The 19,201-nt window shown below is 71.6% G+C and carries 15 protein-coding genes; 5 read left to right on the top strand and 10 right to left on the bottom strand.

The genetic code is table 11. The features are described 5' to 3' along the window. Nucleotide 1 precedes the first annotated feature (1 nt). Nucleotides 2-3,331 carry an ATP-binding protein gene (locus AW274_RS20880; protein ID WP_062435148.1) on the bottom strand — a complete coding sequence of 1,110 codons (3,330 nt, stop codon included), beginning with the start codon at nucleotides 3,329-3,331 and terminating at the stop codon, nucleotides 2-4. 95 nt (nucleotides 3,332-3,426) lie between these two features. Next, the gene (locus tag AW274_RS20875; RefSeq protein ID WP_062435145.1) at nucleotides 3,427-4,488 is read right to left on the bottom strand and encodes a lysylphosphatidylglycerol synthase domain-containing protein; all 1,062 of its coding nucleotides are present in this window, start codon (nucleotides 4,486-4,488) and stop codon (nucleotides 3,427-3,429) included. 137 nt (nucleotides 4,489-4,625) lie between these two features. Here AW274_RS20875 and AW274_RS20870 point away from each other — a divergent pair, with 137 nt between their 5' ends. Next, nucleotides 4,626-4,967, top strand: coding sequence for a type II toxin-antitoxin system RelE/ParE family toxin (locus tag AW274_RS20870; protein WP_083974600.1), 342 nt, complete (start codon nucleotides 4,626-4,628; stop codon nucleotides 4,965-4,967). After that, complete coding sequence (locus AW274_RS20865) at nucleotides 4,960-5,259, top strand: helix-turn-helix domain-containing protein (protein ID WP_062436162.1); 300 nt, start codon at nucleotides 4,960-4,962, stop codon at nucleotides 5,257-5,259. Before AW274_RS20870 ends, AW274_RS20865 begins: the two co-directional genes overlap by 8 nt. 1 nt (nucleotide 5,260) lies before the next feature. Here AW274_RS20865 and AW274_RS20860 read toward each other — a convergent pair whose 3' ends face one another. Then, entirely contained in the window at nucleotides 5,261-6,055 is a 795-nt protein-coding gene (locus tag AW274_RS20860) for a PIG-L family deacetylase (protein WP_232320209.1), read from the bottom strand. Nucleotides 6,056-6,122: 67 nt separating this feature from the next. Here AW274_RS20860 and AW274_RS20855 point away from each other — a divergent pair, with 67 nt between their 5' ends. Continuing rightward, nucleotides 6,123-7,229: a glycosyltransferase family 4 protein gene (locus tag AW274_RS20855; protein WP_062435137.1), complete on the top strand. Its 1,107-nt coding sequence runs from the start codon at nucleotides 6,123-6,125 to the stop codon at nucleotides 7,227-7,229. Nucleotides 7,230-7,391: 162 nt separating this feature from the next. Here AW274_RS20855 and AW274_RS20850 read toward each other — a convergent pair whose 3' ends face one another. Genes AW274_RS20850 through atzF form a run of 4 tightly spaced genes read right to left on the bottom strand, consistent with a single transcriptional unit; the run spans nucleotide 7,392 to nucleotide 12,429 of the window. Further along, a complete protein-coding gene (locus AW274_RS20850) occupies nucleotides 7,392-8,210 on the bottom strand; it encodes a transglutaminase family protein (protein ID WP_232320208.1) in 819 nt (272 codons plus the stop codon). Next, nucleotides 8,207-9,184 (bottom strand): alpha-E domain-containing protein, encoded by a 978-nt coding sequence (locus tag AW274_RS20845; RefSeq protein WP_062435132.1) that lies wholly within the window; start codon nucleotides 9,182-9,184, stop codon nucleotides 8,207-8,209. Before AW274_RS20845 ends, AW274_RS20850 begins: the two co-directional genes overlap by 4 nt. Then, nucleotides 9,181-10,710 carry a circularly permuted type 2 ATP-grasp protein gene (locus AW274_RS20840; RefSeq protein ID WP_083974598.1) on the bottom strand — a complete coding sequence of 510 codons (1,530 nt, stop codon included), beginning with the start codon at nucleotides 10,708-10,710 and terminating at the stop codon, nucleotides 9,181-9,183. Before AW274_RS20840 ends, AW274_RS20845 begins: the two co-directional genes overlap by 4 nt. A gap of 45 nt (nucleotides 10,711-10,755) precedes the next feature. After that, nucleotides 10,756-12,429: an allophanate hydrolase gene (gene atzF / locus AW274_RS20835; RefSeq protein WP_063813523.1), complete on the bottom strand. Its 1,674-nt coding sequence runs from the start codon at nucleotides 12,427-12,429 to the stop codon at nucleotides 10,756-10,758. 92 nt (nucleotides 12,430-12,521) lie between these two features. Here atzF and AW274_RS20830 point away from each other — a divergent pair, with 92 nt between their 5' ends. Further along, complete coding sequence (locus AW274_RS20830) at nucleotides 12,522-14,633, top strand: NACHT domain-containing protein (RefSeq protein WP_062435129.1); 2,112 nt, start codon at nucleotides 12,522-12,524, stop codon at nucleotides 14,631-14,633. On the opposite strand, the gene AW274_RS20825 is transcribed toward AW274_RS20830, so the two are convergent. From AW274_RS20825 to AW274_RS20815, 3 genes are all read right to left on the bottom strand, one after another. Next, complete coding sequence (locus AW274_RS20825) at nucleotides 14,590-15,525, bottom strand: nucleoside hydrolase (RefSeq protein ID WP_062435125.1); 936 nt, start codon at nucleotides 15,523-15,525, stop codon at nucleotides 14,590-14,592. The genes AW274_RS20830 and AW274_RS20825 overlap by 44 nt on opposite strands. Nucleotides 15,526-15,528: 3 nt before the next feature. Further along, nucleotides 15,529-16,869 carry a cysteine--tRNA ligase gene (cysS, locus tag AW274_RS20820; RefSeq protein WP_063813521.1) on the bottom strand — a complete coding sequence of 447 codons (1,341 nt, stop codon included), beginning with the start codon at nucleotides 16,867-16,869 and terminating at the stop codon, nucleotides 15,529-15,531. Between the two features lie 330 nt (nucleotides 16,870-17,199). Further along, nucleotides 17,200-17,490, bottom strand: coding sequence for a hypothetical protein (locus AW274_RS20815; RefSeq protein WP_231515630.1), 291 nt, complete (start codon nucleotides 17,488-17,490; stop codon nucleotides 17,200-17,202). Nucleotides 17,491-17,835: 345 nt separating this feature from the next. Here AW274_RS20815 and AW274_RS20810 point away from each other — a divergent pair, with 345 nt between their 5' ends. Beyond that, nucleotides 17,836-19,197 carry an NsdA family TPR-like regulatory protein gene (locus tag AW274_RS20810; RefSeq protein ID WP_232320207.1) on the top strand — a complete coding sequence of 454 codons (1,362 nt, stop codon included), beginning with the start codon at nucleotides 17,836-17,838 and terminating at the stop codon, nucleotides 19,195-19,197. Nucleotides 19,198-19,201 lie beyond the last annotated feature (4 nt).

Raw genomic sequence — 19,201 nt, 5'->3', positions numbered from 1 at the left:
TTCAGGCGCGGTCGAGGGCGATCTCCGCGTCGTCGACCCATCTCTGTACGCCGACCCGTCGGGCCACCGCCAGCGCCTTCTCGTAGTGGGCGCGGGCGTCGGGGTGGCCCAGTTTGACCGCCAGGTCGCCCAAGGTCCGGGCGACCGGCCACAACGCCACCACGCCCGTGCCCGCGCCCGCGATGCGGTCGTGGAAGGGGCGCAGGGCCGTGTAGGCCTCGGTCATGCGGTCGACGTCGTCGAGGCGCAGGCCCGCCAGGGCTCGCCAGATCATCGCGAGTTCGTAGAGGAAGTCGCCGCGGACCGGCTCTCGCGTCACGGCCACCGCCCGCGCGTCGCGCAGGTGGCCCGCTTCAGCCAGGGCGACCGCGTAGGCGTCGAGGGTCCACTTCGCGCCGCGGGTGTGGGCCTCGCCGAGGGCGTCGGCCATCTCGTCGGCCTTGCCCTGCACCAGGTGGAGGCAGAAGGTCGCGATCAGCGGCAGGTCTTGGCGGCCTTCGAGCATGCCCGCGCGGGCGGTCAGGCGGGCCGCGTTGCGGTAGGCGGTCTCGGCGCCCGCGTAGTCGCCTGCGATCATGAGGCGCTGGCCGGCGTACCAGGCGCCCACGGCGGCGGGGGCGGCCAGGCCGTACTGCTGGCCGAGGCGGTCGGCGCGGGCCAGCTGGCGGTCGGCTTCGGCGAAGTCGCCCCGGGCGGCCGCGCATTCGAGCAGCACCAGGTGGGCGAGGGTCTGTACGGAGATCTGGCCCGACTCGGCGCCCACCCGGAGCAGTTCGCGGCCGATGTCTTCGCGCTCGTCGACCTGGGCCAGCGTGTAGGACTGCCGCAGGCGGCCGCTGAGCGCCATCGCCAGCAGGTTGGGGTCGCCGCTGGCGCGGGCCAGCTCCTCGGCCTCCAACGACGCCTGCTCGCCGCGCGGGGTGGCGGAGCCTTCGAGCTCCAGGGCCAGGGTGGCCAGCAGGCTGGCGCGCAGCGAGTGTTCACTGGGCGGCAGCTCCAGCAGCGCCTTCTCGGTGACGTCGACGATCTCCCACGCGGTGCGGGTGAAGTCGCGCGCGATGCCCTTGTGGGGCACGGCCAGGGCGGCCGCCACCCGGGCGGTCAGTTCGAGGTCGCCGAGCGGGAGTGCGACGTCCATCGCGTCGCGCCGGTGGGCGCGGGCGGCGGTCATGTCGCCGGCCAGCGCCAGCGCGTGGATGGTGCGGACCTGGAGTTCGATGCGTTCCTTGACCTGGCGGCCGCCGGAACGGTCGTAGGCGTTGATCGCGCGTTCCCACTGCGAGGCGGCCTCGCGGTAGGCGTAGCGGCGTTCGGCCTGCTCGCCGGCCAGGCCCGCGTAACGCACCGCCTTGGCGGCGGTGTCGGCGGTGCCGGCCAGGTCGTAGTGGTGGGCCAGCGCGGCCACGTCGCCCGGGGTGCGCGACTCGATGACCGAGGCGACCGCCGCGTGCAGGCGGGAGCGGCGCAGCCGGGAGGCGTCGGAGTAGAGGGTGTCGCGGACCATCTCGTGGTCGAAGCGCAGCCGCCCCGCGCCGGGCTCGGTGACCAGGCCCGCGAGCAGGGCGGCCTCGACGGCGTCGACGACCGAGTCCTCCTCGCCCGAGATGTCGACCAGCACGTCGACGTCGACGTCGCGGCCGATCACGGCGGCCTGCAGCAAAATCTGCTGGGCCTTCTCGGGCAGGCGCGCGATGCGGCGGCGGAGCACGTCGCGTACACCCGAAGGAACCTGGGAGATGTCGGCCTCCGCCTCGAAGAGGCGGACCGTCTCCTTCACGTAGAACGGGTTGCCGCCGGTGCGCTCGACGATCGCGGCGACCACGTCGTGGTCGATCTCGCCGCGCACGAACGTCGCCCGCACGAGCTCGGCCGCCTGCGCCGGGGCCAGCCCGTCGAGCTCGACCCTGACCGGGCCGAGGCGGGCCAGGGCGGCCAGCACGTCTTGCTGCGGGTCGCTGAGCTCGCCCTCGCGGCAGGTCACCACGAGCAGCACCCGGCTGGCGGCCAGCAGGCTCGGCAGCGCGCGCAGCAGCGCGAGGGTCTGGTCGTCGGCCCAGTGGAGGTCTTCGAGGGTGATCAGCAGCGGCGCCTCGCGGGCCACGCCCGACAGGAATCCGCCGACCGCCCGGTGGAGGCGGAAGCCGCCGGAGGCGTCGTCGTCGTTGGGGACCGGCGCGTGGTCGTCGAGCAGCGGTGCGAGCAGCGCGCCGTACTCACCAGCGCCGCGCCGCGCGATCAGCGCCCGCAGCACCTCGACCCAGGCCCAGCCGGGCGGGGTCGCCGCGCTGTCGGGGCAGCCGCCCCCGGCGATGATCCAGCCCTGGCCTTCGAGGCGGCCGGAGAGCTGCCGCAGCAGCGTGGTCTTGCCCGACCCCGGGTCGCCGCCGACCATCGCGATGGCGAGGCGGCCCGACTTGGCCTGCGGAGCGGCGGCCAGCAGCGTGGTCAGCTCGGACTCGCGGCCGACGAACGGCTCGGGCTCCAGCGGCGGCAGCGGGCTCACTTCGAGCGGGCGCGGCGGCCAGGTCGGGGTGGTCTCGGCCCGGCGCGGCAGCGGGGTCAGGTCGAGCGCCGGGGCCTGCGACAGGATGTCGCTTTCGAGCTTGCGCAGGGCCGGGCCCGGGTCGATGCCGAGCTCGTCGTCGAGAATCGTGCGGGCGCGGCGCAGCGCGGCCAGCGCGTCGCCCTGCCGGCCGCAGCGGTAGAGGCCGAGCGACAGCAGCCGCCAGCCCTCCTCGCGCAGCGGGTGTTCGGTGGTGAGCGCCTCGAGGTCGGGCACGGTCTCGGCGTGGAGCCCGAGGCGCAGCCCGGCGTCGGCGTGGCGCTCGCGCGCCACCAGCCGCAGCTCGCTCAGGCGGGTCACCTCGGCCTCGGCCCAGGGCTGATCCTGGAAGTCGCTGTAGGGAGTGCCCTGCCACAACCCCAGGGCCGACTCGAGCCGCGCCCTGGCGGTCTGCGGATTGTCGTCGAGCCGCTCGCCGGCGGCCCGTACGGTCGCCTCGAACCGGAGGGCGTCGATCTGCTCGGGCGCGGCCCGCAGGGCGTAGCCGGAGGCGACGGTGACCAGCAGCCGGTTAGGCCCGCCACGGGGACGGTTGGGCTCCAGCACGCGGCGCAGCCGGGAGATGTACACCTGGAGGCCCGACTGCGCGCCCTTGGCGGCGTCGTCGGACCACAGGTCGAAGAGGAGGGTGTCGACGGGTACGACCTGGCCCCGGGCGACCAGAAGCCGGGCCAGGACGGCCCGCTGGCGGAGGCCGCCGAGATCGAGCTCGTTCTCGCCGTCGTACGCTTCGACCGGACCCAGGACCCGGAAGACCACCGTGCTCATGTCAGCCGCCACGCTATGCGCGCCGCCAAACGGTACACAAGACGTTCACCGGTCATCCTCACTTCGGGGAGAGTGAGGTCAATTGTCGCGCAAGATCATGATGCTTTCTCGCGGGTGACCGGTTCCGATTCCCGCTTCCCGTCGCGTTTGCGAAGAATCGCCCAACCTCCGAGGGCGAGCCCGCCCCACGGAATCTCGATCGTGTACGTCCAGAAACCGAACAGAATCGCGGCGGCGGTCGCCTGCGCCTCGCCCGCGCCGAACCCGATCAGCGCGAGCGCGGTGCCGGCCTCCATGAACCCCGCGCCGCTGGGCGTGGCCAGCGCGCTCGTCAGCACCCGCGACAGCGCGAACACCGCGATCGACTGGGCGGTCCCGACCCACGCGCCGGTCCCGGCCATGCAGAGCGCCAGGATCAGCCACTGGAAGCCGAGGAAGAACACCATGCCGAGCGACATCTTCAGCCAGCCCGACCGGACCACCCCGGCCATGTCGGCGCGCAGCTTGTGGATGGCGCCGGAGGCCCACCGCTCGGCCGGCCGGATCTTCTTCGGCGACAGCGCCACGAGCCGGTCGGCGCCGCGCCCGATGACGTGGGCCCCCCGGTCCCAGAACAGCGCCGCCCCGACGATCACGACGAGCGCCAGCAGCGACGCGGAGGCGGCCCACCCGGCCTTGGTGACCGTGGGGGACAACGCGGTCCCCGACAGCAGCAGGGCCAGGATCCCGACGGCGGGCAGCAGGAACCGGAAGATCATGTTCCAGACCCCGCTGACCAGCGTCGAGGCGACGATGGCCCCGACGGGGAAGCCCCAGCCCTTGGTCATCGCCATGGTCAGCGCCACCCCGGCGGCCCCGCCGAAGGGCAGCAGGTTGCTGACCGCGCTCCCGGCGGCGTTCAGGGTGAGAGCCTGGGTGTGCCCGAGGCCGGGCAGCGACCCGGTGAGCACGAAGGTGTAGGCGAGCAGGCTGGCCAGCCACACGACGGTCATCAGCGCGGCCATCTGCCAGGAGACGGCGGCGAACAGGTCGCCGATCTGGCCCCACGACATCGTCGCCCCGGTGAGCGACCCGATGATCGAGGGCAGGTAGACGATCAGCCCCGCGGCCAGCGCCAGCGACGCGACCGACATGGCGACCCGCACCCACCTGTTCATGCGCCCAGTCTGCCGGGCACCACGACCGCTTCGCTCATCCTCTGGTACGAACCAGGTGAGGGCCCCAAGTCTGATGTGTCGTGCGCCGGACGGCACCCTTGCCTCCCTTATAACGTCCGTGTTATGACTTGGGAGAGGTGGAGCTGGAGCCCGAGATCGACGAGTGGCTCGACTCGCTGAGCCAAGACGATCAGGAGACGGCCGTCTTCTACGTCGATCTTCTGGCGGAGCGGGGTGTGCTGCTCGGAGAGCCGTACACCAGGCAGTTGCGCGGGAAGCTGCGGGAACTCCGTTTCCATCTCTCTCGCGAGGCGGTGCGCATCACCTACTGGATCGCGTCGGGCCGGAGGATCATCCTGCTCACGGTGTTCAAGAAGCAGCGGATGCGCGAGCCCGGTGAGATCGAGCGGGCGGTGCGCGCCATGGAGCGCTGTATCGCCGAGGCGCACACGGCGGAGGAGAGTGCTGGCCATGGGTGAGCGCAGGGCGTGGGCCGACAAGCGGGCCGAGATCATGGGACGTCCTGGTGCCGGAGCAGCCCATGAAGCCGCCCGCCTCCGGTTCGAGTTGGGAGAGGCCGTGCGCCGGCGCCGCGAGGAGCTCGGGCTCACCCAGGCCGAACTCGCGCAGCGGGCCGGTCTCAAGCAGCCCGCGGTCGCCCGCTTCGAGGCGGGTGGCACCATGCCCACCATCCCCATGCTGGAACGTCTCGCCGAGGCGCTCGAAGTGCGTCTCGACGTTCAGTTCCAGCCGCTCCGCGAGGCGGGCTGAGTCAGTCGTCGAACGGGTGGGTCATCTTGGTGCCCGGGGGGAGGTCGCGGCGGACGTACCACTCGGTGCCGAAGACGTAGCGGTAGACCGGGGCCGGGATCTTCAGCAGGGCGGCCAGGGTGCGGTCGCCGTCGCCGCCGCTGGCCTGGGTCGCGTGGGCGGCCATCGACTGGCGCTTGACCGACGTCCACCTGCGGACGTTCACCCGGTGGGTGATGTCGGCCGAGGCGGAGTAGGCGGTCTCGAACGAGCGGATGTCGAGCTGGGGGTAGAACTTCGCGGCCAGCCGCACGCCCTTCAGCAGGGGGTCGCGGTTGACGGTGGCCTCCAGGAGGATCGGCGGGATCGCGGCGAGTTTCGCCGCGCGGGTGCCGACCCGGTAGACCTGCACGTGGTCGGGGTGGCCGTAGCCGCCAGAAGGGTCGTAGATGGTCAGGAGCTCGGCCTTCTCCTCGTCGAGGATCGCGGCCAGGCGGGTGGCTGCCTCTTCGATGTCGGCGTCCATGAAGGCGTCGGCGGGGCGGTCTTCGGCGCCGCCGCCGGCCTCCAGGCCCGAGTCGGCGTAGCCGAGGCGCACCACGCGGGCGCAGCCGAGGCGGGCGGCCGAGTCGTAGAGCTCGTTCATGCGGGCCTCGCCGAGCTCGTCGCCGTGGGGGAGTTCGGCCAGGCCGTGCTCGCCCGCCGTGGCCACCACCAGGACCACGCGGTGGCCCTCGGCCGCGAGCATCGCCATGGTCCCGGCCGTCAGCAGCGCCTCGTCGTCGGGATGGGCGTGAAAGAACACCGCTGTCTTCACCCGACACATGATCCCACCCTCCGATCGCGCGTTTGAGCCGGGTCCGGACCTCTGTCAGGCTGACCGGGTGCGCATCCTTCACGTGAGCGACTGCTACCTGCCCCGGCTGGGCGGCATCGAGGTGCAGGTCGCCGACCTGATCAGGAGCCAGCGCGAGGCCGGGCACGACGTCGAGGTGGTCACCGCCACGCCGGGGGAGCCGCTGCCGGGCGTCCACCGGACCACCGCGCGCATGCCGTTCGACCTGCCGGTCCACCCGCGCGGCACGGGCCACCTGATCCGGATCATGACGCAGCGGAACCCCGACGTCGTCCACGTCCACACGGGCGCGGTGTCGCCGTTCGCGTGGATGGGGGTGCTGGCCGCCCACCGGGTGGGGCTGCCCACGGTGGTGACCGTGCACAGCATGTGGGATCCGGTGACCGCCGGCCTCTACCGCGCGCTCGACGCCGCGAGTTGGAGCGAGTGGGGGCTGGTCGGCACGGCCGTCTCCGAGGCGGCGGCGCGGCACATCCGGCGGGTGGCGGGGCCGCGGACGCCCGTCCACGTCGTGTCGAACGGGCTCGACCTGTCGGGCTGGCGGCCCGAGGGCCCGGCCCGGGTGCCCTCCGACGAGGTCCACGTGGTCGCCGTCGGGCGGCTGGCGCCGCGCAAGCAGCCCGTGCGCCTCCTGAAGCTCCTGGAGGCCGCCAAGGCCAGAACGCGCAGGGGCGTCACCCTGCGGGCCACGATCGTGGGCGACGGGCCCGCACGGGGCCAGATGGAGCGCCATCTGAAGGCGAAGCGGATCGACTGGGTCGAGATGCCGGGCAGGTACACCCGGGACCAGATCAGGGGGCTGCTGGCGGAGGCCGACGTCTTCGTCGCCCCGGCGCCCCGGGAGTCGTTCGGTCTGGCCGCGCTGGAGGCGCGCGCGGCGGGGGTGCCGGTGGTGGCACGGTCGCAGAGCGGTGTGGCCGATTTCGTGAGCCCGGGCAAGGAAGGCCTGCTGGGGCGCACCTTCGACGAGCTGGCCGGTGCGGTGGCCCGGCTCGCGGGGGACCCTGCGCTACGAGGGGCGATCGCCGAGCACAATCGGTCGACGTCGCCGGTCAGATGCTCGTGGCCGGTGGTCCTTGAAGGGTTCGAGCGTTGTTATGAACGGGCCGCCGACGCTTCGTCGGGCCGGCGGTGAGACAAGGGCCGGGTCAAAAAGGGAGGACCCGCCCCGACGGAGTGCGTAGGTCGATGGGCAGCGGCTGCCGGGGCGGACGGGGGCGCTGGACGATCTGGACCCTTTTCACAAGAGGCTCTCCTCTCTCGTATTGGTCTCAGCCTTCCCAGTAATACGTAATGATCACGCCAACCGGGTCACTTCGACCTTTACTTCTTGTCTTCCCGCAGGTGGTCCTTGGTAAATACCTTTCAAAGGGGGTACGTCAGCGTAGTCTCTCCCGCGCGCTACCACTACATGTGTTTCGCCTACTTTTGAGCGATTTGTCGGGTCGAGCGCGTTCCACTCTCCGGCCCAGTACTCCACCCACGCGTGCGACTGCCCCGCGACCGGCTCGCCGACGACCGCGTCGGCCGCCGGATGGATGTATCCCGACACGTAACGGGCCGGCAGCCCGGCCGCCCGCATCAGCGCCACCGTCAGGTGCGCCATGTCCTGGCAGACGCCCTTCCCCTGGTCCCAGGCCTCCTGCGCGCTTGTGAGCACCCCGGTCGCGCCGGGCACGTACTCCACCCGTTCGTGCACGGCCCACGCGATGGCCTCGGCGGTCTCATGGGGGTCGCGGCCGTGGGCCTGGACGAGCCCGACCTCGCCGCAGCTGACCGTGGTCCGCTCGGTCGGCCGCAGCAGCTCGGCGACCGGGCCGCCGACGGCCCGCAGCACCTCCCACGGCAGCGGCTTGGCCAGCGGCCGCACGGGTGAGGTGTCGACCCGGGCCTCGGCCTCGATGGCGAGCGTCCGGTGGCCGCCGGTCACGTCGAAGACGCTGACGTGGGTGCCCCAGTAGTCGCGGTAGGTCCAGACCGGCGTGGCCGGCCGGACGACCAGGCTCCAGTCGAGCGTCGCCTGCCGGTGGTCGTCGACCGGGGTCATCCTGACCTCGTTGTACGACGACGCCGCCTCGCCCTCGTACTCCACGAACGTCGAGTGGCGGATCCTCACACGCCAGCCGGTTTCCACACCGCACCTCCCAGCGCCTGCACGCCCAGCTCCCAGCGCAGCGTCGAGGCGTGCTGGAAGAACCGTTCCGTCAGCCCCTCCGAGGCGATCACGCACGCCGCCTGGAGGGTGATCAGCAGCTCGGGCAGCTGCTCCTCGAGGCCCGCCGTGTCGGCGTACTCGAGCGCCATCCTGACCCGCCCGACGGCCGCCCGCGCCGGGTCGCTCATGCCCGCCCTGCCCTGGTTGGGGCTGAGCTCGGCCAGGCACTGCTCGGCCGTGGTGAGGGCGTGCATGACCGAACGGGGGAACAGCCGGTCGAGCAGCAGGAACTCCAGCACCCGTTTCGCGTCGCCCCGGTGGGTGCGGGTGAACGACTCGTCGGCCCCGCACGCCTCCAGCAGCGCCTTCCAGCCGATCGACTCCGCGTGCGGCGCGAACTCGCTGGGCAGCACCTCGCCGTGCACGGCCAGCAGGCGGGCGGTCATGTCGACCCGCTCCAGGCTGCGGCCGAGCACGATGAACAACCAGCCGTCGTCGCGGCTCATGGTCGCGTCGGTCAGACCCGAGAACAGGGCGGCGCGCTCGCGGACGTACCGGAGATAGCCGTGCGGGCCGAGCCGTTCGGCCCCGATCTGGCGGATCGGCAGCTCGTTCCAGGTGACGTTGAGGCACTCCCAGACCTCGCTGGAGATGATCTCCCGCACCCCGCGCGCGTTCTCGCGGGCGGCCCTGACGCACCCGGCGATCGAGCTCGGCGTGGCCGAGTCGTAGGCCAGCCGCTGGATCATCGTCTCGGTCGTCGGGTTGTCGCCGCCCTCGTGGCCGAGGATGGCCAGCACCGTCGACCAGTCCTCGTCGTCGCCGAGGGTGCGGTGCAGGGACACGTCGAGCAGGCGCGCGATGTCGTCGGAGCGTTCGACGTACCGGCCGATCCAGTAGAGGGTCTCGGCGATGCGGCTCAGGAGTTCTCTCACTGGTCGGTCTCCCCGTCCCAGGCCGCGTTGCGGCTCGGTTGCCAATGGGCCGGCGGCAGGTGGCCGCCGGTGACGACGTGCGGGATACGCGGGCCGGGCTCCGACAGCACCCAGGTGTCCTTGGAACCGCCGCCCTGGCTGGAGTTGACGACCAGCTCGCCCTCCGGCAGCGCGACCCGGGTGAGGCCGCCCGGCAGCAGCCAGACGTCGTCGCCGTCGTTGACCGCGAACGGCCGCAGGTCGATGTGCCGGGGCCGGGGCAGGTCGCCGATCAGGGCCGGGGAGGTCGACAACGCCACCGGCCGCTGGGCGATCCACCCTCGGGGATCTTTCTGCACGTTCTCCCGCAGCCGCCCCAGCGTCTCGTCGGCGGCCCGGGGGCCGATGACGATGCCCTTGCCCCCGGCTCCGTCGACGGGCTTGAGCACCAGGTCGCCGAGGTTGCCGAGCACCCATTCGAGGGTGTCGGCGTCCTCCAGCCGGTAGGTCTCCACGTTGGAGATGAGCGGCGTCTCGCCGAGGTAGTACTTCATCAGGTCCGGCACGTACGTGTAGAGCAGCTTGTCGTCGGCCACCCCGTTGCCGACCGCGTTCGCGATGGCGACCGTGCCGGCGCGGGCGGCGTTCAGCAGCCCCGGGCAGCCGAGGGTCGAGTCGGGCCGGAAGTGCAGCGGGTCGAGGTAGTCGTCGTCGACCCGCCGGTAGATCACGTGCACCGGCCGCTTGCCATGGGTGGTGACCATGTAGACCCGGTTGTTCTCGCAGACCAGGTCACGTCCCTCGACCAGCTCCACGCCCATCAGCCGGGCGAGCAGGGCGTGCTCGAAGTAGGCGGCGTTGTAGACCCCGGGCGTGAGCACGACGACCGTCGGGTCGGTGATCGCCGCCGGGGCGGCCCGCCGGAGCGCGGCCAGCAGCCGGGAGGGGTACTCGTCCACCGCCCGCACCCGCTGCTCGGTGAACAGCGCCGGGAGCGTGCGCATCATCGCCAGCCGGTTCTCCAGGACGTAGCTGACGCCGCTCGGGGTGCGGACGTTGTCCTCCAGCACCCGGAAGGCGCCCGCCTCGTCGCGGATGATGTCGACCCCCGCGATGTGGACGCGCACCCCGTTCGCCGGCCTGATCCCGTCGGCCATCCGGTGGAAGTGGGGGGAGCTGTGCAGCAGCCCCCACGGGACGACCCCGTCGTGGAAGATCTGGCGGCCGCCGTACACGTCGGCGAGGAACGCCTCCAGCGTGCGCACCCGCTGCCGGACCGCGCGGGAGATCAGGTCCCACTCGGCGGCGTCGATGACGCGGGGGATCAGGTCGAGCGGGAACGGGCGTTCCTCGCCCGCGTAGTCGAACGTGACCCCCCGGTCGGTGAACACCCGGGCCAGCTGGTCGGCCCGGAACCGGAGCTCGTCGGCCCCGAGGGGTTGCAGGGCCGCGAAGAGCCCTTGATACGGCGGCCGGGGCGTGCCCGGCCGCTCGAACATCTCGTCCCATGCGTCGGCCAGGGCATATGAGTCGAATATGTCCGCCATGTCCGGAGCGTAGGAAACCCATGTTTCGCGCGATGCCGCCGGATGTTACGGCCGGGCGTTCACGTAGCCCGGCCAGGAGCCGTAACCCGTGATGTCCAGGGCGTCCGCGACCGCGTGGGCCTCGCAGAGGAACCCGGTGACGACGGTCCCGTCGTCGAGCTCGACGGAGCCGAGCCCGAGCGGCGGCGGGATCTTCGCGAGCAGCTCGCCCAGCCGCGCCGTCTCGACGTGGTGCAGCTCCACCTCGATGGACGCCCCGCCGTCGGTCCGCACCAGCCCCGGCCGGTCGCCGAGGTCGTAGAGGCGGTAGGCGGCGGCCGTGTGGGCGATCCCGGCCGGATAGGCCCCGAGCGCGGCCAGCTCGGGATGCAGCGCGTGGCCGGTCCGGTGCGCGCCCACCACCGCCAGCAGCGGCGCGCCCTTCCTGATCCGGTACGGGGTGGCTCCCGCCCGCCCCGTCTGGAACCGTTCGGCTGCGTCCGCGAGCGGACCGTCGGCGCCTGCGGGGGCGAGCAGGGTGACGCCGTGCGGTCTGCCCGCGGACGTGAAGCCGGCCGGGACGGCGATCCCGGCCAGATCGAGGAGGTTGGCGAAGGTCGTGTAGGTGCCGAGGACGGAGTTGCGGCCGATCGGATCCTCGGCCATCTCGGCGAGCGTGAACGTGCGCGGCACGGTCGGCACGGCGATGGCGTCGACCTGGGCCCAGGTGCGGCGGGTTTGGGCCGTCAGCTCCCTGAGCCGGTGCAGGCCGCGGAAGGCGTCCGCCCCGGTGACCCGGCTGCCGCTGTTCAGCACCGCCGCGGTGACCGGGTGGAGGGATTCGGGGTGGCTCTCGACGAACGGCCCGAGCACGCTCCAGCGTTCAGCCACCCACGGCCCCTCGTAGAGCAGCCGCCCGGCTTCGAGGAACGGTTCGAGGTCGACGTCGACGAGTTCGTAGCCGAGGTCGCCGAGCCGGGTGAGCACCTCGCCCCAGTGGACGTCGCCCCGGATGACGCCGATCCTCCTGATCGGCTCCGTCCGGGGGGTGAGCTCCCGCGACCAGGGGTCGTCCGGCTCGTACCCCTGGATGACCTCCAGGACGGTCCGGGCGTCGGCGACGTTCAGCGCGAACACGCTCGGGCAGTCGAGCGACGCGCACGCCGGCACCACGCCCAGCGTGCTGACCAGCCCCTTCGACGGCTTGAGCCCCACGGTCCCGGTCATCACCGCCGGCACCCGCCCCGAGCCCGCCGTGTCGGTGCCGATCGAGAAGCCGACCAGCCCCGCGCTCACCGCCACCGCCGACCCCGACGACGAACCCCCCGAGATCAGCCCCTCGACCAGCGGCGACTCCACTGATCCGTAGGGGCTGCGGGAGCCCGACAGGCCCGTGGCGAACTGGTCGAGGTTGTTCTTCCCGATCAGGATCGCGCCCGCCGCGACCAGCCGGTCGACGATCGGGGCCGACCGCGCGGGCCGGTAGGCGTAGTCGGGGCAGGCGACGGTCGTGGGCAGGCCCGCGACGTCGATGTTGTCCTTGACGGCGAAGGGGATGCCGTAGAGGGGCAGATCGGGGTCGCCGGGCAGGTCGGCGAGGGTCTCCTCCTCAGGACGGAGGCTGATCCACACGCCGTCGTCGCCCCTGGCCTTGATCCTGCGGTAGACCTCGGCGACGACCTCACGGGGGTGGAGTCCGGTCGTGTACGCCGCCTTCAACGCCGAAATCTGCAGATCCACTCTGGAGGCCCTTCGTCGATTGTCGACAAAATAACCGACGGCGGATTCCGTGCATACCGTCACGTGTTAATTCCAGGTAGCGATAATCGAGTGTGCCGAAGATCGGGCGGATCATCGTTCTGGCGGTCGGCCTGATCCTCCTGCCGATCGTGATCAACTTCGCGACCAGCGGGGTCGCGCCCGCGTACACCTGGCCTCTCGTCGGCGTCCTCGGCGCGGTGGCCGTCGGTGTCGGCGTCCACGACCACCTGAGGCGGGGCGGCCCGAAGGCGCCGGGCCGGGTCCGGCCCGGCCAGTACGAACGCGCGTCCGGCAACGTCCGCCGCTACGTCACCCAGCGCCTCGACCAGTCGCTGGTCAGGATCGCCAGGGCCCGCCTCGACCTCGACGCGGTCTCCGGCGCCGTCGGCGCCCCGCCGCATTCGTGGCACGTGAGACGGGGCGAGGACGCCTGGCCCTCGTCGGCGGCCACGACGCCCCTCGACGTCTACGACCACCTCGACGGTTCGATGCTCATCCTGGGCGCCCCCGGCGCGGGCAAGACCACGATGATCCTCGAACTGGCCGAAGCCCTCCTCGACCGGCCCGACGCGCCGCTGCCGGTCGTGCTCGAACTGTCCGACTGGGCCCGGCCCCGCCGGGTGCTCTCCCGCCGCGTCCCCCCTGACGACCTGCGGAAATGGCTGTTCCGCCGGATCGAGAAGCTCTACGGCATCGGCGACGGGCTCGCCGACGCCTGGCTGGCCGACGGCCGGCTCGCCCTGCTGATCGACGGTTTCGACGAGGTCCCCCTCGACCACCGCAACCGCTGCGTGGCCGAGGTCAACGCCCTCTACGACAGCTATCCGCAGCTCTCCCTCGTGATCGGCAGCCGCGCCGACGAATATCACGAACTGCCGGAATCCCGGCGCTTCCGGCTGAGGGGCGCCGTGTCCATCCGCCCGCTCACCGCCACGCAGGTGGTCGGCTACCTCGCCGAGGGCGGCCCCCGCCTGCGGCCCACGCGAGACGCCGTCATGCGGGATCCCGGCCTGCTCGACCTGATCACCGCCCCCTTCTGGCTGTTCGTGCTGATCGTGGCCGTCGCAGAATCGAACCCGGGGACCGCCGGCTGGAACCGGGACGACCTGCTCGCCTCCTACGTGCAGCAGGTGTTCCGCGGCCCGCGGCGGCCCCTGCACCGCTTCCGCGAGGCGCAGGTGCTCCGGTGGATGCCCCAGCTCGCCCGCGTCGAGCTGGCGCTGAACACCCGCACCCTCCCCGGCCGCCGCCCCGGCCTCGGGTCGTTCGGCTGGTGGTGGGCGCTGCCGCCCGACCTGCGCTCCGGCCTCGGGGTCGAGGGGGTGGCGACGGCCATGGCCATCTGGTCGGCGGCGGCCACCGCCGTCCTCGTCGCGGCCGAGGGCGTCGGCTGGGGGGTGGTGGCCGCGCTGGTGGCCGTGTTCTGGCTGACGGCGGGGGCGTGGATGCTGGGCGACCGCGCTCCGGCGCCCCTGCCGGGCCCGGTCCGCCTCCGGTGCCGGTTGTGCGGCGCGCTGCTCGGCCTGGCCGGAGCCGCCCTCATCGTGGGCATGGGCTGGGCCGGGAGCCTCGCCGTGCCGTGGCCGGCCCGGACGGCGGCACTCTGCCTGCTGCTCGGCACGGCGCTGATGCTCGTCATGCGGGTCGGCGGGGCGCTGCGCAAGACGGCGACCTGGAGCCCGTTCTTCGGCGCCTGCCTGGCCGCCCACTTCGCCTGGTCGGGCACGCACCTCGTGCCCGTCTTCGTGGGGATCGCGCTCGGGCTCTGCATCGCGCTGCTGCTGGTGACGACCGACGCGGCCGTTCAGGAGCCGAGCGTCACGGGGTTCACCGCAGGGCTGCCGACTCTCCTGACGGGAGCGGCGATCGGCCTGCCGGCCGGTCTCCTGTGGGGGCCGGGAGAAGGGGGCTCGTACATGACGCCGACCGTCCTGCTCCTGTCGATCATGGGGACGGCCTTCGTGGCGGCGCTTCCCGTGACCGCCGTCGGCGGGCTGGTCGCCTGGCTCCTCCTCGTCGTGTTCGGCCTGCTCCCGGTCCGCCATCGGCGGTTCATGGAGCACACCGCCGACCTAGGGCTGCTCCGCCGTGACGGAAGGGGATACCGGTTCCCCCACCTGATCCTCACGGAGCACCTGGCTAGGGAAGCCGATCGGCCACCTCGGCGAAGCTCTCCAGCGTGAGCTCCCAGAACCGGGCCACATCGATCGACCGGGCCACGTTCGCGTTCGGCAGGCGGCCGCGCAGGTTGAAGTCGATCACCGTCATGCCCGAGGTGAACCGGCCCGCCGTCTCGACGTCGACCACGGCGGGGGTGAACTCGAACAGGCTCGGATCGGCCACGAAGGCGACCGCCAGGGCGTCGTGGACCGCCGGGCCGTCGTGGGCGGTCGTCATCCCGTAGAACTCCAGGCTGGGGATCAGCAGTTCGCTGCCGAGCCGGCCCAGGTCGCGCATCCGGTCGAGGACCGGGCCCCTGGCCAGGGCCGTCAGGCTGACGTCGAGGCCGATCTGGTTGACCGTCCAGCCCGCGCCGAACACGATCGCGGCCGCCTCGGGGTCGGCCGCGATGTTGAACTCGGCCGCGGGGGTGCGGTTCCCGCGCGTGTAGGACCCGCCGAGGATCGTGAAGTCGCGGGCCCACTCCATGATCCGGGGCTCCTTGCGCACCGCCAGGGCGATGTTGGTGAGCGGGCCGACGGCGACCAGGGAGATCTCGCCGGGGGAGGCCGCCAGCGTGTCGACGATGAAGTCGACCGCGTGCCCGCCGGCGGCCGGCAGCCGGGGTTCCGGCAGCACCGCCCCGCCCAGCCCGCCGAAGCCGTGCACCTCCGAGGCGTCGATCCGGCTCGCGACGAGCGCCCCGGCGGAGCCGGGCACCACGGGGACCTCGGGGAAGCCCAGGAACTCCCGCAGTTTGCGCGCGTTCAGCGTCGTCAGTTCGAGGGAGACGTTGCCGCCCACCGTGGTGAGGCCGACGAGGTCGAGCGCGGGGGAGCCGTGGGCGAAGGCGATGGCCAGTGCGTCGTCGATCCCCGGGTCGCAGTCGAGAAGGATCTTCTTTGGTGCGGGCACGCCTCAGAGCGTAACCCGCTGGCGAATCTTGAGAGCCGTGTCGATCTGCCGGTGCATGATCCGGGCCCGTTCGAACTCGCCGCGCTCGGCGCTCGCCTCGGCGAGATTTCGCACCACCCCCAGCACGGCCCCCGCGACTTCCCGCAACCGCGTTTCCCTGGCCCAGTGCGCGCTCATCGGATCGAGCCCCAGTACGTCGAGCATCGCCCGCACGTCGGCGCATTTCCGCGCCGCTTTGAGAACGTCGCCGGAATCGAGGGCCGCGTTCCCCTCATTGACGGCCGCGTGAATGAGCGAAACGGCCTGCGGGAGGTTCAGATCGTGGTCCATCGCCTCTCTGAACTGCGGCGGAAGCGCGCCCGGCGCCCCCACGGCCACCCGGTGAACGAAACGCTCGATGCGCCGGTAGGCGACCGCGCTCTCCTCCACCGCCCCCACCGAGAATTCCATCGGCGAGCGATAGTGGGCGGCGGCCAGATAGAAGCGCAGTTCGACCGGCCTGATCCGCCGCAGCAGCGTGTGCACCGCGAGCGGGTTCTCGGCCGCCTTGCGAATCTTCTCGCCCCGGTGGGTGACCGGTCCGTTGTGAATCCAGAACCGCGCGAAACCGTCGCCGGCGGCGCGTGACTGGGCGATCTCGTTCTCGTGGTGCGGGAAAATGAGATTGGCCCCGCCGCCGTGGATGTCGAATTCGGTGCCGAGATATTTACGCGCCATCGCCGAACATTCCAGGTGCCATCCGGGCCGGCCGTCTCCCCATCGCGCGTGCCAGACGGGTTCTCCCGGGCGGCCCCTTTTCCACAACGCGAAATCGCGGGGGTCGCGTTTGCCGTGGCCGGGTTCCTCGCCGCCGCGCATCTGGCTCGGCCGCTGCCCGGAGAGTTCGCCGTAGGAGGGGAAGGAGGAGACCGAGAAATAGACGTCGCCGTCGGCGGTGTACGCGTGCCCGGTGGAGAGCAGCTGCTCGATCAGCTCCAGCATCTCGGGGATGTGGCCGGTCGCCCGGGGCTCCACGCTGGGCGGGAGGCAGCCGAGGGCCTCGTAGGTGCTCTCGAAGGACCGGTAGACCGGGTCGGTGATCCGCCACCAGTGCACGCCCTCGGAAAGCGAGCGGCCGATGATTTTGTCTTCGATGTCGGTGACGTTGCGGCAGAAGAGAACGCGATATCCGGAATAGGATAACCAGCGGTGCAGAATATCGAAGTTCACTTGCGAGCGTATTTGCCCGACATGGGGCGGGACGACGACGGTGGGACCACAGAGATAAATCGATGCGATTCCCGGAATTCGGGGGGAGAAATCGCGGACCGACCGGCTGAAAGTATCGTAAAGGCGAAGTCCCACCTAGCCGAGGGTAAGCCAGAAATCCGCGTCCTGTCGATAGAAACGGGCAGACGTGGCGCGCACATCATGAATGCCACATTGTGAGACAGGTCAAACGGGTTGACAGGGTAATGAACCACGCGTCATGGCTAAGGGATCGGCTATGGACAAATCGGTCGGGTGGGGGTACGGCCCGCGCCCCGGGGTGGGTGGGCGTGGGCGGCCGGCGACAGCTGGTCCGGTTCGGCTTGTGGGCCGCGCCCCTCTCTTTGACGAGAGACGAGGCGCGGGTGCCGCCTGACAGCCGGCCGCCGGAGGCGCGGGCCATACCGGCTGAAGGGGTGTCCGAAACTATCGGCGGATCACGTGCAGAACCGAGGCGATGCGCTCGGCGGCGGTCACGACGTCGGAGGCGTGCCCGATGCGGCCGGCCCACGAGAGCCAGTACCACCACTCTCCGTCGTTGGCGTTGGACGCCAGCACGTCCTCGGCCATGGCGGGGGCCATCGGGTTCACCACTCGCAGCCGGGGGTAGAGGCCGGCCGGCGCCGACAGGCGAACCTGGAACGAGTGCGCCTCAAGTTGGGCGGCGAGCCGTTCGAGGTGGTCCATCGCCTCGCTGCGATCTGCCTTCATCGCCATGGTGGTCTCCAGGGGACGTTGCGACCTTTCTCCGGAAAGGGTGAACCTGGGATGACTGCCCGGCAATCGGGCGTACTACCCGAATACGTGCAATAACCAGGGAACCGGCTGGTATTAAGTGGAAGACACACGGTTCCGGGGCTACGAACCCATAACAGGGCTGGCGGTTGAGTGCTGGCCGATTAACGTGGTGGTAACACCCGTAATCGCCGAACCCCCTGCTTGAGGGCAGACTGGGAGCGGCGGGATGTCAGCAGCGGAAGGGCAGGCGGGATGGCCCGAGGAGAGCACTCTCCGGCATGTGCTCGTCGCTGGCGCGAGCAGGCCGAGGCACGACAGTGGTCGATGTGGCAGACGGTCCAGGCGATCCACGGCTGCTGCGGGGTCAGCATGCTGAAGGCGCACCGGCTCGGCCGGGGATGGTCCGCGCGACAGGCGATCGAAGAACTCGAATACCTCTGTGAGCAGCAGTCGCTCGGCCTGCCCAGGGCCAGCATCGACCTGCTCAACGCGTGGGAGAACAACCGGGCGCGACCCCGCCCGCAGACGATCGACCTGCTGGCCCGGCTCTACAAGGCCAACGCCGTACGCCTCGGCCTCGCCGCCGACTACTGCGACGACCCCGGCGTGAGCCAGAAGGTCGTGGTCGTGGCCAACGGGTCCTCCGAAGACGCCGTCCACGTCGAAGACCTGGCCGACGACGACACCGACCGGCGGGCCCTGTTCCACCAGGCGATGCTGATGGGCACCCCCAACGGCAGGTTCTTCGCCGAGGTCGAGGGCACCCGGCACGATTTGGACCGATCCCTGGCCACCACGACCGTCACCGAAGACCAGCTCGACCGGCTCGACGAGCAGGTGCTGCGCTACCGGCGCGAATACATGACCACCCCGCCCACGCCCATGTTGTGCCGGGTGATGCTCGAACTGGCCGACGTACGCAAACTGACCGGCGCCCGGCAGCCCGCCGGCGTGCAGCGGCGCCTCCTGACGGCCACCACGATGCTGGCCCTGCTGTCGGCCGACGCCCTGATGAAACTCGGCGACACCCGCCAGGCCCACGCCTGGTACGGCACCGCCCGCACCTCCGCCGACGACGTCGGCGACCTGCGCTTACGCGCCCTGGTGCGGGCCAACCAGACGATGCTCCCCTACTACTACGGCGACCTGACCGAGACCGTCCGGCTGGCCCGCGAGGCCCGCATGCTGGCCGGTTCGGCCCCCAGTTCCCCGGCGGCCCTCGCGGCGGCGGCCGAGGCGCGGGCGCTCGCCCGGATGGGCGACCGCAAGGCCGCCCGCATCGCCCTCGCCGAGGCGGAGCAGATCTTCGCCCGCATGCGCGGCATGAGCCAGGACGACCTCGCCTTCGTCTTCACCGAGAAGCGCATGAGCTTCTACCGCACCGGCACCCTGATCGAACTCGGCGACGACTCGCAGCTCCAGAACCTGGAGACCGACTCGGGGTTCCAGACGATCGACCCGGCGCTGATACTGCTCGACCAGGCCACCCACCTGGCCCGCCACGGCGACTACGAGGAGGCCTGCCGCCTCGCCGCCCAGGCGCTCAGCCAGGTCCCGGCCGAGCACCGCACCTCGATCGTCATCACCCGGGCGAAGGCGCTGCTGAACGAGGCCGATCCGCGGCTCCCCGCCGTCCGCAACCTGAACCAGGTCCTGTCGGAGTCGTCCCTCCGGCTGGCCATATGAGCGC

This window comes from Herbidospora daliensis (assembly GCF_001570585.1).
In the GTDB taxonomy this organism is placed as follows: domain Bacteria; phylum Actinomycetota; class Actinomycetes; order Streptosporangiales; family Streptosporangiaceae; genus Herbidospora; species Herbidospora daliensis.
The sequence above is the reverse complement of the archived record's forward strand: the minus strand, read 5'-3'. Positions and strand labels throughout refer to the sequence as shown.

Excerpts from the sequence above, each read along its gene's own strand:
- AW274_RS20880 (WP_062435148.1), bottom strand. The coding sequence starts at position 3,331 with ATGAGCACGGTGGTCTTCCGGGTCCTGGGTCCGGTCGAAGCGTACGAC.
- AW274_RS20875 (WP_062435145.1), bottom strand. The coding sequence starts at position 4,488 with ATGAACAGGTGGGTGCGGGTCGCCATGTCGGTCGCGTCGCTGGCGCTG.
- AW274_RS20865 (WP_062436162.1), top strand. The coding sequence starts at position 4,960 with ATGGGTGAGCGCAGGGCGTGGGCCGACAAGCGGGCCGAGATCATGGGA.
- AW274_RS20840 (WP_083974598.1), bottom strand. The coding sequence starts at position 10,710 with ATGGCGGACATATTCGACTCATATGCCCTGGCCGACGCATGGGACGAG.
- AW274_RS20815 (WP_231515630.1), bottom strand. The coding sequence starts at position 17,490 with ATGGCGATGAAGGCAGATCGCAGCGAGGCGATGGACCACCTCGAACGG.
- AW274_RS20810 (WP_232320207.1), top strand. The coding sequence starts at position 17,836 with ATGTGGCAGACGGTCCAGGCGATCCACGGCTGCTGCGGGGTCAGCATG.